The sequence below is a fragment of the Antrihabitans auranticaus genome, from assembly GCF_016481275.1.
Lineage (GTDB): Bacteria > Actinomycetota > Actinomycetes > Mycobacteriales > Mycobacteriaceae > Antrihabitans.
The window spans coordinates 408,860-421,989 of record NZ_JAEMNW010000004.1; the positions used below are offsets into that span (position 1 = coordinate 408,860).

The window sequence follows — 13,130 nt, forward strand, 5'->3', positions numbered from 1 at the left end:
GCTGTTCAGTTCTCGCGCAGCAGGTGCTGAGCGATGATGGTGCGTTGTATCTCCGAGGTGCCCTCGAAGATCTGTGTGAGGCGGCCGTCGCGCCAGTGCCGTTCGATCGCATATTCGGTGGTGTAACCGTTTCCGCCGAGCACTTGCATCGCGGAACTCGCGACCTTCTCGGCTACCTCACTTGCAAACAGCTTTGCCATGGAACATTCCTTCTGACAGTCCAATCCGGCGTCGTAGAGGGTTGCGGCGTCGAGGTACAACGCCCTGGCGGCGGCGACTTGTGTGGCCATGTCGGCCAGGCGAAACTTGACGCCCTGGAACGACGCGATCGTTTGGCCGAACTGCACTCGTTGACGGGCGTACTCGGTGGCGTCCTCCAGCGCACCGCGCGCAGCGCCGACCGCGCGGGCCGCGGTGTGCAGCCGTGCCCAATTGACGAGGGTCGCGAACATGCCGAACCCGTTGCCGCTCTCCCCGTTTGGGCCGAGTTGCAGGTTTGTCGACGGTATTTCGAGGTCGGTGATCTGAAGTTGCCACGAGGTGATGCCGTGATAGCCGATCTTCGGGATGGGGGTACCGGTGATGCCCTTGGGGAACTCTCCGCGCTTTTTCTCCAGCAGGAACACATCGAGGCCTTCGCGTCGACCGGGGGAGGTGCGGGCCAGGATCAGGATCGCGTCGGCAGCCTTTGCCCAACCGCACCAACGTTTCTCCCCGTTGAGCACGTACGTGTCGCCCCGCCGCTCGGCTCGGCACGAGATCGCGGCTAGGTCCGATCCGGCTTCGGGTTCGCTGAACGCGCCCGCCGAGATCCATTGCCCGCGTGCTTGACGACGCAGGATGTCGTCGCGCCACTGCGGGTCCGTGACCCCAGAACCGACGCCGTTGGCGCGTGCAAGGACACTCGCCGCGCTCATCCAGCCTCGGGAGAGTTCCTCGGCGACCAGGCAGTACTCGGTCATTCCGAGACCGAGTCCACCGTGGTCGCGATCGATCATGATTCCGAAATAGCCGAGTTCGGCCATTCGATCGATGATCGACCACGGGATGTCTGCGTGCAGTGGGTCGAGTTTGTTGGCGACCGGCAGCAACTCGTTGGCTGTGAACTCGCGGGCCTGCGCCTGGAGCTGGTGTTGTGCGGTCGTGAGCACCGTCATAGGTCGCTCCTCCGGTGAATAGTGATGGGGCGTTCAGCTATTTGGCGGGTCGAACCGGGTGGTACGAGGCATGTCGATGAGTCGGCCGCGCTCGGCGGTCACGAGTGCGAGCTTCCGGCTCGCTTCATCGATCATTTCGTCGCCGAGCATCACTGCGCCGAGTCCGCCGCCCGCAGCGGAGGAGTAGTAGTCGTAGGCGTCGATGATCATCTCGGCCTTGTCGTAGATCGCCTGCGTCGGAGCGAAAACGTCGTTGGCGGTGTCGATTTGACCGGGGTGGAGGACCCATTTGCCGTCATAGCCGTAGGCGGCTGCGCGTTCGGCGGATGCTCGGTAGCCGTCCAGGTCCCGGATAAGTGCGAAGGGCCCGTCGATGGCCTGCAGTCCGTATTTGCGCGCGGTCATCGCGATCGTCATGAGCACGGTGTCGAAGGGATCGAAGCCAGAGGCGCCGGGGGCGCCGATCGTCAGCGCAGGCATCTTCATGGCGGCCATGAAATCCCCGGGTCCGAAGATAAGTGCCTCGGTACGGGAGGTTGCGGCTGCGATCGCGTCGATCTCGCTGAGCCCAGCCGGGCCCTCGATCTGCGCTTCGATGCCGATCCCGCCGACCGGCAGACCCAATTCACGTTCGATCTGTGTCAGCAACACATCCAACCAATGGATGTGGGCGACTCGTTCGACTTTCGGGAGCATGATGCAGTCGAGGTTCGCGCCAGCGCCGCGGACCACCTGGAGAACATCTTCGTGTGCCCATTCGGTATCGGCATCGTTGACGCGTACGACTCGAGTCTTCCCGGACCAGTCGCCGTGATTCAGCGCCTGAACGACCGCTGTTCGGGCGGCAGGTTTGGCTACGGGTGCGACGGCGTCTTCGAGGTCGAGGAATACTTGGTCGGACGAAAATCCCTGCGCCTTCTTCAGCATCTTGTCGCTACTTCCGGGCACAGCCATACAGGACCGGCGGGGACGTAGGGGGCGGTTTGTGATCACTGGTGAGTTCACCTTTCAGTAGCGTTCGTTGAGCTGGTCGAGTCGAAGTCGCGGCCGATCGAGGCGAAATCGGCTGCGGTGGAACGAGTCCGGACCTGGAGTTTGCGGGTTACTTCGCACACGACGTCGCCGTGTTGGTTCATGCCGAAATGGCGGAAGGAGACGATCGCATCGCCGCCGGCGATCGGTTCGACGGCCAGCACCTCCGTGGCCGCGCCGACGGTGTCGCCGTGCCGGACCGGAACTGCGAAACGGATGTCGTCGAGCCCGATTTCGCGAACTGACTGCCCGCTGGTGTCTTGAGTTGCGAGGCCGACCGTGAGGGCAAGGGTCAGGCCGCCGAAATTGATGCGCCCGCCGAAAGCGGACCCGGCCATCTCCTGTTCGCTGAAATGCCCCGAGGCAGTGTTCATCACGAGCAGTGTCAGTCCGTTGAGATCGAGATCGGTGATGGTCCGTGTCCGGGCATGTCGGAAGCGTGCCCCGACGACGAAATCCTCCGCAAACCCATCGGGAACGGCTGCGAGACCGTGGCTTTCGGCGCGTAGCCGCACGAGATTGGTGCGCCTGAACCTGATCACCGGATCGGCCGCCACCCGGCCGAGCGTCTCCCAGGTGACGATTCCGGCGTCCGTTCGAGATGCCGACTTTCGTGCGTCGACGACCGTGCTCGAGGCCGTGAGGGTCTGTCCCGGATAGACGTCACGGATGTACTCGACTGCGCTCGCGCCCAAGAACGGTCCGCCGGCCTCGCTGAGATCTTCGACGCTCAGTCCGAAGACCACGTCGAACACGAGCAGCGGGTTGACGACCTCGTCTGGGTGCCCGGCGGCCACGGCAGCGGTGCGATTGAAGTACATCGGGTTGAACGCGAGCATCTGGGTGCTGAAGGCGATGTTGTCGCTCCCGTGAATCGTTCGGCCCCAGTGATGGTCGAAGACGCGGCCGACGACGTGATCTTCGAATGCTGTGCCGCGGGGGATCAGGGGCCAATCGTGTGGCTCCAAAGTCTTCATAGGGACTCGTTTCATTGAGTGGCACAAGCGGACTGCTAAGTGGCACAAATAGTGTTACGCGCCACTCGCCGATCTGTCAATGGCAAACGTGCCGTATGACGGCATATAGTCCTTGAGTCACGCAAAGCGAAACGACGTGCAGCCCGCTGGATCGACAGAAAACGGGCATTGACAAGGCATCATTGAACGTCACATACTCAAATCAAATCGAGAACTTTACGTGCCGCTATATGGCATATAGTCCACTAGGAGCGCAAATGAAGGTCAATTTCGACCACTGGATCGACGGTCAGAGTGCACCAGCCCGCGACGGCGGTCAGTTCACGACGAAGAGCCCGGTCGACGGCGCCGAAATCGCAACCATCGCCATGGGCACCGCCGCAGATGTCGAGGACGCTGTCAGCGCAGCACAGGCTGCTGCGTCGGCCTGGCGACGACAAAAGCCGATCGCCCGAGGCCGCTTGCTCATGCGCCTAGCCGAATCCATCCTGGCCCATGCGGACGAGCTCGCACGCCTCGAGGCGGGGGAGGCAGGCAAACCCGATTCGAACGCGCGGCAGGAAATTGCCGGTGCTGCCGCATATTTCGAGTTCTACGGCGGGCTCGTCAACTCGCTCCACGGCGAGACCATCGACTTGGGGCCCGAGCACCACAGTTTTACACGACGTGAGCCGTTCGGCGTGGTTGGCGTCATTACCCCCTGGAATGTCCCGCTGAACCAAGCCGCGCGAGCAGCGGCGCCCGCGCTCGCCGCCGGCAATGTCGTAGTGATCAAGCCGTCGGAATTCACGTCGGCCACCACCTTGGTACTTGCACGACTCGCAACAGAGGTTGGATTTCCGCCCGGCGTGCTGAACGTAGTGACCGGCGACGGCCAGGGACCCGGATCCGCGCTCGTGAAGAATCCCGGAGTTCGAAAGATCGTCTTCACAGGGTCGGTACGCGCGGGACGCGAGGTCGGTCGGGTTGCGGCTGACAGGATCATTCCTTTGACACTCGAACTCGGCGGGAAATCGGCGAACATCGTCTTCGCAGACGCCGACCTGGACCGCGCTGCGGCAATGTCTCTCGTCGCCTTCACGATGAATACCGGGCAGGTCTGTTCGGCCGGAACACGGCTGCTCGTGCAACGTCCGGTTCACGACGAATTCGTCGCGAGGCTCGTCGAGGCCACTGAGAAACTCAGCGCCGCAGGGACGTTGGGTCCGGTCACCACGCGAGCGCAGTACGACAAGGTTATCGAGTACTTCGAGATTGCCCGGGACGACGGCGCACACGCCGCGGTCGGCGGTGTGGCCATTGGCGACCGAGGCGACGGATTCTTCGTCCCCCCAACGATTTACACGGACGTGGACAACTCGATGCGCATCGCGCGCGAGGAAGTCTTTGGACCTGTCGTGGTCGTAATAGCCTTCGACGACGAACAGGAGGCCGTCTCCGTCGCCAACGACAGCGATTATGGCCTGGTCTCCGGTGTGTGGACCCGCGACATCTCACGAGCGCTCCGCGTGGCGGACCAACTCGAGACCGGACAGGTCTTCGTCAACACGTGGTTCGCGGGTGGGGTCGAGACGCCTTTCGGCGGATACAAGCAGAGCGGTTACGGACGCGAGAAGGGTGTCGAAGCACTGCATCACTACACCCAGGTCAAGAGCGTGACGGTCGCGCTGTGACCACCCACTCTCGTCGCGCAGCGAGCGGCGGCCCACTCGATGGAGTACGAGTCGTCGACCTCACGCACGCACTCGCTGGGCCCTACGCCACTATGTTGCTCGCCGACATGGGTGCAGATGTGCTGAAAATCGAAACGCCCGCCGGTGACATGTCCCGTCTGACCGGACCGTTCCACGTCGACGACCAGGAGCGCGCGTTCGGCGGATACTTCCAGAGTGTCAACCGCGGCAAGCGCAGCATCGTCCTCGATCTGAAGACCGAAGCCGGCATCGCCGCATTCCGAAAGCTCGTCGCCGAAGCAGACGTACTCGTCGAAAACTTCACCGCAGGTGTCATGGAGCGCCTCGGTTTGTCCTATGAATCACTGAGCGCGGACAACCCGCGCCTCATCTATGCCGCCGTGCGCGGCTTCGGTGACGCCCGGTCGGGTGAGAGCCCGTACCTGCATTGGCCGGCTTTCGACGTGGTCGTCCAGGCGATGGCCGGTCTCATGGGCATCACCGGCACCGAGGACGGCAACCCGATCAAGGTGGGGCCGGGTATCGGGGATATCTATCCCGGCACGATGCTGGCCCTCGGTGTCACCGCAGCGCTGTACGAGACCCGCGGGTCCGGCCTCGGGCAGTTCGTCGATGTGGCGATGTACGACGCGATCCTCGCCCTGTGCGAACGGATCATCTATCAGCACTCCTACACCGGGTCGGTGCCCACGCCCGAGGGAAACCGGCACCCTCTGCTCAGTCCCTTCGACATCCTGCCTGCAGTCGACGGCTGGGTCGCGATCGCTGCGCCGAACGACGTCCGGTGGCGCACGCTCTGCGGGCTCATAGGTCGACCAGATCTGGCTGCCGATCCCGATCTGGCCACGAACCGGCTGCGAGTCGCGCGGCGTCGTGAGGTGTTCGATTGCCTCGCTGACTGGACCGGCGTGCGGACCAAGGCAGAAATCTTGGCTCAGCTGGGCGGTCGCGTCCCAGTCGGCGATGTACGCGACGCAGCCGAAATCATGGCCGATCCGCACGTGGCTGCTCGCAAGATGGTCATTCAGCTCGAGCACCCTGGTATGTCCCACACGCTCGCCGTTGCCGGTCAGCCGATGAAGTTTTCGGGCACGCCCGCAGAACCGGATCGCCGAGCGCCGTTGCTGGACGAGCACGGAGCGGATGTCCGGGAACACCTGGACCAAGGCCGCTCAGGCTTCCCCCGTCGATTCGCGGCCCTGGCAGACCGCAGCGTGTGAGTCCGCAAGCGCAAGAACACATTTCCGATACCGATTCTTCTAGTGAGCGAGGTTCGCTATGTCCCCCGACGACGAGCACGTATTAGTGGAGCACCACGACGGCTGGGCGTTGATCACACTCAACCGGCCCGACAAGCGCAACGCCATGAACAGAGCAGCGCAGCGCCGTCTGCGGGAAGTCTTCACCGAGGTGTACGACAAGAAGGTCGTTGTTCTGACCGGCGTCGGCTCGAGCTTCTGTTCTGGTGTCGACCTGACCGAAACGCACGTCGCTTCGCAGACGGACAGGTTGGCAAGCGCGAACATCGGATACTGGGCCGAGTGCAACGAAGATCTTCGGAAGCATCCGGCGCTGTTCATCGCCGCGGTGAACGGATTCGCGCTGGGCGGAGGCTCGACTCTCGTTCACAACTGTGAGCTTGCGATCGCCGCCGAATCCGCGAGCATCGGCACACCGGAGATGGGATTCGGTGCGTGGGCGGCGCTCTCCGGGCCGTCACTCATCAACCGGGTGCTGCCGAAGCACGCCGCCCAGCTCATCTTCCTGGCCAAGCGAGTAGACGCAGCCACAGCGTGGCGAATGGGCATGGTCAACGAGGTCGTTCCAGACGACCAACTCCTGGCACGAAGCATCGAAATCGCCGAGCACATCGCAAAATTCGACCCGATCGCCCTGGACTGGGGGAAGCGTGCCTTTCACAGCATGGTGAACGCGTCGTGGGAGGAGTCGATGAAGGTCAGCCGGCTCACGGGGTGGTCCATCGAGGCGAGTCGAACTCACCAACGCGGGCCCCTCGATTGACATCCGACGCTGCAACTGAAGAGAGATGAACGCCATGGTTGAACCTTGGATCGAAACGAATCCCCACGAATCGGTCGCCCTTGTGCGTCGGGAGGGTCGGATCGTAGGCAGCTGCTGCGTCGAATGCGGTCAGGCGGCATTCCCGCCGGTTCGAGTGTGCCGTAACTGCCGTGCGTCGAATTTGGAGGAGCGGACATTTGCAGATCACGGAAACCTGTACTCCTACACGGTCGTTCATGTGAGCTCGGCACGCGCGGTTCCGTACGCGGTGGGTTACGTAGACCTCGCGGACGGCCTCAGAGTCCTCGGCGATCTCGATATCTCGCCCGATGCGCTGGCTTGCGATACGCAGGTGCGTTTGCGCAACGGACCCACCGGATGGGCCTTTCACTCCAGCGAGACGAACCCGTGAGCGCGGCGTACGTCATGGGTGCCGAGATGGTCCGAATGGGTCGCCATCCACATTCGAGCTACGTCGGCCTCGCGGCTCCGGCCGTCATCGCTGCCGTGCAGTCCGCGGGCCTATCGCTCGAGGACGTGGGCTCGGTGGCTTGCGGGCATTCTTTCGGCGGCCCGCTCCTCGGTCAACGCATCATGTCGCGGCTCGGGGCCGGTCGTATACCAGTGACCAATGTCGAGAATGCGTGCTCGGGCGGAGGAACTGCCCTGCGCACCGCGATCCAGGACGTCGAATCTGGACGCGTAGACGTTGCCTTGGCAATTGGCGTCGACAGTCTCTCGCAGTTCGGCAAGGGCACGCTGCCCCTGCCGGAGAGGGATGTCGAGACCGAGATCGGGCTGGTGATGCCGGCTCTCTATGCCTTGCGGGCTCGCCGATTCATGCATGAACGCGATGCTTCCGTCTCGGACTTGGCCCTCGTCAGCGTGAAGAATCGACGGCACGGGAGCACGAACCCCTGTGCCCAGTTCCGCTCCGAAGTAACTGTGGCAGAGGTACTTGCGTCGCGTCCGATCGCCGATCCCCTGACGCTCCTTCAGTGTTGCCCAACGGGCGACGGTGCGGCCGTAGCGGTGGTCGTCTCGGAGAAGGTGCGCCGCAGACTCGGTGGGCCTGCTGTTCGAGTGCTCGCGTCGACGTTGCACTCTGGGCAGTACGAGAGCGGCCGGCGCGACATGCTCGCGCCGGAGATCACCGCCGAGTCGGCGTGTGAGGCGTACGAGATGGCGGGTCTGGGACCCGACGACCTGGATCTGGTCGAGCTGCACGACGCCTTCTCGATCGCGGAGCTGGTGTATTACGAGGTGTTGGGCTTGTGCAAAGCCGGCGACGCGGTGCAATTTCTGACGTCTGGGTCCAGCACGTACGGCGGCGATGTTGTGGTCAACCCGTCGGGCGGGCTCTTGTCGAGGGGACACCCCGTCGGTGCCACTGGATTGGCGCAGGTCGTGGAGTGCTTCGCGCAGCTCACACAACGTGCGGGCAGCCGGCAGGTAGAAGGCGCAACCATCGGCATGACCCACGTGACGGGCGGCGGTATAGCTGGGCTCGACCACGGTGCATGCTCGGTTCATATCTTGGCTGCTGATGGCGTTCGCTGATGTCCTCGGTAGTCAGCCGAGAGCGCGGCCGATGCGTGCACACGTTTCGCGTGCGAGTCCGCCCCACTCCTCGACGCGGTCAGGGTCGAATCGGGTTGCCGGCATGGAGATGCTGACCGCGGCGAGGGTCCCGACGGCACTACCGATCGCGAAGACGTCTTCGCGGTTCTCTGCGAAGTTGGCGGCATAGCCTTGTGCGCGAACTTGTTCGAGCTGGCGAAGGAAATCGGGCGCGGATGTGAGGGTCGTCGGTGTAATCCGGTCCAAGCCGCCGTTGATGTAAGCGTTGAGTCGCGCATCCTCCCACCCGGACATAATCGCCTTGCCCGATGCGGACGCGTGAAGCGGAATTGTCGTGCCGATCGCCATGAACGTGCGGACCGGTCGCGTGGAGTCGACCCGGTCGAGTACGACCATCGAACGATCACCGATGGGCACACCGAAGTGGATGGTCTCCTGCGTTTGTTGCGCGAGCCATTGGACATGCGGTAACGCTGCCTGGAGCAGGCTCGGTTCGCCACCTGCCCTATGGCCGATGGAGCGGACCTTCGCGGCGAGGAACCACCGTGTCCGGTGCTCGTCGGTCGACACGAGCCATCCAGCCTCCGCCAATGTCTTCAGAGTTCGCTGCACAGAAGACTTCGGCATGTCGAGGCGCCGCGCGAGATCAGCAACCCCGATCGGCTGCGCGTCGGCGATGACCTCGAGAACGAGAAGGCCTCGCGCGAGGCTGCTCATCGAGTCAGTGGTTCCGTTCGTATCCATCCAGGGTCTCCGATCGCTTTTGTACCGTTATATGGCACAGTAGCGCAGTTGGCATCGAAAAGGCGTAACAGGTCGTATATTTCGAAAAGTTGCTGCATGCAAGCGTTCTTCCGACGAAAATCGCTGTGTCTCTTGACACATTCCGGGCGGGTCTGTGACGATTACGTATCAACAAAATATCAATCGTGCCGCTATATGGACCAAAGATGGAGACCTAATGGAAATCGACGCGGAGCTCTTGCGAAACGCGCTGAACAATGACCCGGAGTTCCGGATTCACGCACGATATTGGAATGTTCAGTTCCGCATCGTGACTGACGAGCAGAGCCTGCTGGTAAAGCTCATCGAGGGCAACGTCGTTGCCGTCGACCCCGGGGTAACGCCTTTCGACGGCTGGGACTTCCAGCTTGCGGGGACCGACGAGCAGTGGGCAGCGCTGCTCGCTCCGGTGCCGCCGCCGTTCTTCCAGGACTACTACTGCGCGATGCTGTATCACGGCTTCCGGATCGAAGGAAATATGAAGATGATCATGGCCTACTACCCGGCGATCCGTCGGACCCGAGAAGTCCTGTGCCAGATCGCCGACGGCGTTCGGTCGGTGGCGGCATGAGCAGGTACGCAGACATCACGGGCCGCTATCTGTACCTCACCGTGCAAGGTGTCGAATACCGGGTATACGTCGAAGAATCGGGAACTGGTGTTCCAGTAGTACTGCAGCACACCGCCGGGTGCGACAACCGGCAGTGGCGCCACCTGCTCGAATCCCCTGAGATCACAGAAGAATTCAGGCTTATCGCACCGGACCTGCCTTTCCATGGCAAGTCAGTCCCTCCGACCTCCGTGGACTGGTGGAACCAGAATTACACCCTGACTCAGGACTTCCTCATCGCATTCCATCTCGAACTCGCCGACGCACTGCAGTTGGATCGCCCGATTTTTGTTGGTTGTTCCATGGGCGGTCACCTGGGAGCGGACCTTGCGTTGAGTCACCCCGAGCGGTACCGCGCAGTGGTGTGTGTCGAGGCTGCGCTGCACTCACACGGGATGGAGCGGATCCTGCCCTACCTGTATCACCCCGAGGTGGGCAACGACACCAAGTTCGGCATGATGTACACGTTCTGCGCCCCGACAAGCCCCGAGGAGTGCAAACGCGAGACCGCCTGGATCTACAGTCAGGGAGCGCCGTCGGTCTTCAAGGGCGACCTCGAGTACTACTTCATTGAGCACGACCTCACCGAAACGGCCCGGAACATCGACACGGCACAGATCGCTGTATGGATCCTCAGCGCTGAATACGACTGGACGGCCCCGCCGGCAGTCGGTGCCCTCCTCGCTGCGGAAATCGAGGGTTCGCACTTCGTGGAAATGCAAGGCGTAGGCCACTTTCCGATGTCGGAGAACCCCGACGTCTTCAAGGGTTTCCTCCAGCCGATCCTGCGAGAGGCCGCATCTTTGGAGCACTTGACTTTGGCTGCCAGGCATTGAGGTCGGTGCATCGTCCGCCGTCGCGGCCGCTACGCGACCGTGGGCAGGCGCGGCCTACGGGCACGTCCACTCGCCGGCGAACTCGGTACCTCCGTTTGGGCGGCGTTGCGGGTGCGGGCAGGTAATGGTGTTGCAATCCTGGTTGTGGTCGACGTAGGCCGAGCGATTCGATTCAGCGATCGAGGGTTTGAAGTGTTTATGGTGCAGTGGTTTTCGGTGTCCCGTGCGACACACTAGGCTGCGCGGTTGCGATGGGCGGCTGCGGTTGTCGACCGGCCGGAGTCGTCGGGTCGGAATATTCGCCGAAGTGGCTGACGGGGACCTATGTCTCTGAGTCGGCCGCAGAGCTATCGAACGACTTGATCGAGGATTCAGGGTGGTCAACTAGCGTTGGGTCGTAAGTGCGAATTCGGGTGCTTTTCGTTTCACCAATGTATTTCATTTTTTTATCCACGTTCAGCTGTAGCGCCTGCTCCGGGTCGCGGGCTGAGCAGGGCGGCCGCTCGGACGATCACTACGCGGTCGGTTCCCTCGTCGATCTGGGGGATACGTGCGGTGCTAACTGCTCTTCTTCGGCCGCTCAGTGGCGTTGCGTATCCCGGCCCGGGACAGCGTCGCCATAACGACCAGGGGAAACAGCAAGAACACCGAGAGGATCGACAGCACCGCCGAGACGTTGCCGTAGCTGCCGCCGCTCCCGACATTGCCGAAGTAGCCGAAGTACACAAAGCAGGCGACCACGACGACAAATGCGCGGCGAAGCAGGTCACTGCCACTGGACTGGGCCAGCACGCTCGGCAGCAGACGGCTGAAGAGGTCCCAGCCGACCCAAATCGAGGGCACAGTAACGAACGGCAGCAATGTCCAGGTCGAGATGCCGAGACCCTGGGCCGCGTTCGCCATGTCGTAACGTGTCGTGATGGTGCGCACGGGCGCATAAGCCCAGAGATCGCCGGCCGACATCACGGCCACCCAGAACAGGAACATCGTGCCGGCTGACCGCATTCGCGATGCTCGACTCCGCAAAACCAGGGCGCAGACAACGTAGACAAGCAGCATGCTTGTGATGCCCGCCAACGCGATCACCGACACGTCCACCCGATGTCCGGCGCGGAATATCGACTCATAATCGACGTTCTCGTCCATCTCACCCTGCAGCAGTACGTTTGGCAGGTTGAGACGGCCATAAGTGATAGCCAGCGGATTTGACTTGAAGCCGAGAATCCATGCCATCGCGGAGTGCGCCCACTCATGCAGAAACAGGACGATCGCATGGGCAATCAACAGGGCGGCAGTTGTCAGGGCCGCAAACGAAAGGTCGCGGCGGAGCACCGCGGTACTGACGAGCGTGGTGGATGCACCCTCATCCGAAGGGATTTGATCCATGCAGGTCACATTACTGCGCTAGGGGTAACCATCGGTGCGGCATCGTCGACGGAACCGCCCCAGAAATGTTCGGCAACCATGGGAAATCCGGGTAGACGTTGCCGTGTGCCGTCAGTCGACGGCGCGCCGCCGTGCCCTCGGCGGCGGCTTCCCAGGAGTAGAACGACGAGCGCGCCACCTCAAAGGCCTTACATAACCGCGTCACCTCGAAGGCGTTCTGGTGGTCTGCGACGAACTGGAAGCGGTCAACAGCGCGTCTCCCGGCGAGATATTTGGCTGCCGAACGCAATATGTCTCGTTCGGTGGTGAAGGTTCGAAGTGCGATCAGTTGACCCGCTGCATCGACACATTACCTTCCCAGGATCCCAGTTTGCCGACGTTGCAACCGCCCTCGACGCCGAAGGCGGTGAGTTTGACGAGGTGGTTGCCGGCGGTGGCGGGGACGAAGATCGCACCCGTGCTCTCACCCGGGCCGACCTGGACTTCTTTGATTGTTGGTCCGTCGACGGAGAGGCGCACGATGATGTCGGAGCAGTGTCCGGGGTCGGCGACGAACTCGACGAACATGTTCGGGTACTGCTCCGTGGTGGTGAACGACTGCCGTTCGATGCCGTTGCAGAACTGGCCGCCCTGTGTGCACAGTTGGACGACGTGGACGGTCGTAAGATCGGTTGCTGCCGATGCCGGGTTGGCAAAGGCGAGCAGGGCAAGTGCGGTGGTGGCGGTGCCGGTGATGCCACGACGAAGACGGGTGCGGAATGTGCTCATGGGATGTCCCTAGGGCTGGATGGTGGAATTTCTTGTGTCTCAATAAGTTTCCACGCAACGAGGCTCTTGATTCAATGCCCCCTACAGGGTGCGGATCGGCCACCCCTGTGCTTGTTATTTAGCGAAAATGGTTGTGATACAACGAGTTAGAACAGATTTCCAGTGTCGTGAGGGGTGCGGCAAGTGTCGGCGCGGACACGGAGCGAACGTCGGCGCCCCGACACTTCGAGGGCCGAATGGGAGCGCTTTGGGTGCTCGAGCGGGTATCTGGGCGGAGCCGTCTC

The 13,130-nt window shown here is 62.4% G+C and carries 13 protein-coding genes; 7 read left to right on the forward strand and 6 right to left on the reverse strand.

The window, feature by feature from the left end:
- Positions 1 to 5 precede the first annotated feature (5 nt).
- From JGU72_RS19935 to JGU72_RS19945, 3 genes are read right to left on the reverse strand one after another with little or no spacing between them, the layout of a single operon-like run.
- The gene (locus JGU72_RS19935) at positions 6 to 1,157 is read right to left on the reverse strand and encodes an acyl-CoA dehydrogenase family protein (protein ID WP_199685788.1); all 1,152 of its coding nucleotides are present in this window, start codon (positions 1,155 to 1,157) and stop codon (positions 6 to 8) included.
- Between the two features lie 33 nt (positions 1,158 to 1,190).
- A complete protein-coding gene (locus JGU72_RS19940; RefSeq protein WP_199686105.1) occupies positions 1,191 to 2,111 on the reverse strand; it encodes an HpcH/HpaI aldolase/citrate lyase family protein in 921 nt (306 codons plus the stop codon).
- 47 nt (positions 2,112 to 2,158) lie between these two features.
- Complete coding sequence (locus tag JGU72_RS19945; protein WP_199685789.1) at positions 2,159 to 3,166, reverse strand: MaoC family dehydratase; 1,008 nt, start codon at positions 3,164 to 3,166, stop codon at positions 2,159 to 2,161.
- A gap of 257 nt (positions 3,167 to 3,423) precedes the next feature.
- Between JGU72_RS19945 and JGU72_RS19950 the strand changes: the two genes are divergently transcribed.
- From JGU72_RS19950 to JGU72_RS19970, 5 genes are read left to right on the forward strand one after another with little or no spacing between them, the layout of a single operon-like run.
- Positions 3,424 to 4,839 (forward strand): aldehyde dehydrogenase family protein, encoded by a 1,416-nt coding sequence (locus JGU72_RS19950; RefSeq protein WP_199685790.1) that lies wholly within the window; start codon positions 3,424 to 3,426, stop codon positions 4,837 to 4,839.
- The gene (locus JGU72_RS19955; RefSeq protein ID WP_199685791.1) at positions 4,836 to 6,080 is read left to right on the forward strand and encodes a CaiB/BaiF CoA transferase family protein; all 1,245 of its coding nucleotides are present in this window, start codon (positions 4,836 to 4,838) and stop codon (positions 6,078 to 6,080) included. The genes JGU72_RS19950 and JGU72_RS19955 overlap by 4 nt, the downstream gene beginning before the upstream one ends.
- A gap of 58 nt (positions 6,081 to 6,138) precedes the next feature.
- Positions 6,139 to 6,882, forward strand: coding sequence for an enoyl-CoA hydratase/isomerase family protein (locus JGU72_RS19960; protein ID WP_199685792.1), 744 nt, complete (start codon positions 6,139 to 6,141; stop codon positions 6,880 to 6,882).
- Between the two features lie 34 nt (positions 6,883 to 6,916).
- Positions 6,917 to 7,294, forward strand: a complete 378-nt coding sequence (locus JGU72_RS19965; RefSeq protein WP_199685793.1) for a Zn-ribbon domain-containing OB-fold protein — start codon at positions 6,917 to 6,919, stop codon at positions 7,292 to 7,294.
- Positions 7,261 to 8,442, forward strand: a complete 1,182-nt coding sequence (locus JGU72_RS19970; RefSeq protein ID WP_199685794.1) for a thiolase family protein — start codon at positions 7,261 to 7,263, stop codon at positions 8,440 to 8,442. Before JGU72_RS19965 ends, JGU72_RS19970 begins: the two co-directional genes overlap by 34 nt.
- Before the next feature lie 12 nt (positions 8,443 to 8,454).
- Here the strand turns inward: JGU72_RS19970 and JGU72_RS19975 are convergent, their stop codons facing one another.
- On the reverse strand, positions 8,455 to 9,207 hold the full coding sequence (locus tag JGU72_RS19975) for an IclR family transcriptional regulator (RefSeq protein WP_233532702.1): 753 nt from the start codon (positions 9,205 to 9,207) through the stop codon (positions 8,455 to 8,457).
- Between the two features lie 217 nt (positions 9,208 to 9,424).
- Between JGU72_RS19975 and JGU72_RS19980 the strand changes: the two genes are divergently transcribed.
- Together JGU72_RS19980 and JGU72_RS19985 are read left to right on the forward strand one after the other, a co-directional pair.
- Entirely contained in the window at positions 9,425 to 9,817 is a 393-nt protein-coding gene (locus tag JGU72_RS19980; RefSeq protein WP_199685796.1) for a hypothetical protein, read from the forward strand.
- Positions 9,814 to 10,692 carry an alpha/beta fold hydrolase gene (locus JGU72_RS19985; protein WP_199685797.1) on the forward strand — a complete coding sequence of 293 codons (879 nt, stop codon included), beginning with the start codon at positions 9,814 to 9,816 and terminating at the stop codon, positions 10,690 to 10,692. The genes JGU72_RS19980 and JGU72_RS19985 overlap by 4 nt, the downstream gene beginning before the upstream one ends.
- A gap of 558 nt (positions 10,693 to 11,250) precedes the next feature.
- On the opposite strand, the gene JGU72_RS19990 is transcribed toward JGU72_RS19985, so the two are convergent.
- Positions 11,251 to 12,078: a hypothetical protein gene (locus tag JGU72_RS19990; protein WP_199685798.1), complete on the reverse strand. Its 828-nt coding sequence runs from the start codon at positions 12,076 to 12,078 to the stop codon at positions 11,251 to 11,253.
- Positions 12,079 to 12,402: 324 nt separating this feature from the next.
- Positions 12,403 to 12,846, reverse strand: coding sequence for a hypothetical protein (locus JGU72_RS19995; RefSeq protein WP_199685799.1), 444 nt, complete (start codon positions 12,844 to 12,846; stop codon positions 12,403 to 12,405).
- Between the last annotated feature and the right edge of the window lie 284 nt (positions 12,847 to 13,130).

Coding starts and splice junctions, on each gene's coding strand:
- JGU72_RS19990 (WP_199685798.1), bottom strand. CDS start 12,078: ATGGATCAAATCCCTTCGGATGAGGGTGCATCCACCACGCTCGTCAGT.
- JGU72_RS19975 (WP_233532702.1), bottom strand. CDS start 9,207: ATGGATACGAACGGAACCACTGACTCGATGAGCAGCCTCGCGCGAGGC.
- JGU72_RS19995 (WP_199685799.1), bottom strand. CDS start 12,846: ATGAGCACATTCCGCACCCGTCTTCGTCGTGGCATCACCGGCACCGCC.
- JGU72_RS19945 (WP_199685789.1), bottom strand. CDS start 3,166: ATGAAGACTTTGGAGCCACACGATTGGCCCCTGATCCCCCGCGGCACA.
- JGU72_RS19965 (WP_199685793.1), top strand. CDS start 6,917: ATGGTTGAACCTTGGATCGAAACGAATCCCCACGAATCGGTCGCCCTT.
- JGU72_RS19980 (WP_199685796.1), top strand. CDS start 9,425: ATGGAAATCGACGCGGAGCTCTTGCGAAACGCGCTGAACAATGACCCG.
- JGU72_RS19960 (WP_199685792.1), top strand. CDS start 6,139: ATGTCCCCCGACGACGAGCACGTATTAGTGGAGCACCACGACGGCTGG.
- JGU72_RS19935 (WP_199685788.1), bottom strand. CDS start 1,157: ATGACGGTGCTCACGACCGCACAACACCAGCTCCAGGCGCAGGCCCGC.
- JGU72_RS19940 (WP_199686105.1), bottom strand. CDS start 2,111: ATGGCTGTGCCCGGAAGTAGCGACAAGATGCTGAAGAAGGCGCAGGGA.
- JGU72_RS19970 (WP_199685794.1), top strand. CDS start 7,261: ATGGGCCTTTCACTCCAGCGAGACGAACCCGTGAGCGCGGCGTACGTC.
- JGU72_RS19985 (WP_199685797.1), top strand. CDS start 9,814: ATGAGCAGGTACGCAGACATCACGGGCCGCTATCTGTACCTCACCGTG.
- JGU72_RS19950 (WP_199685790.1), top strand. CDS start 3,424: ATGAAGGTCAATTTCGACCACTGGATCGACGGTCAGAGTGCACCAGCC.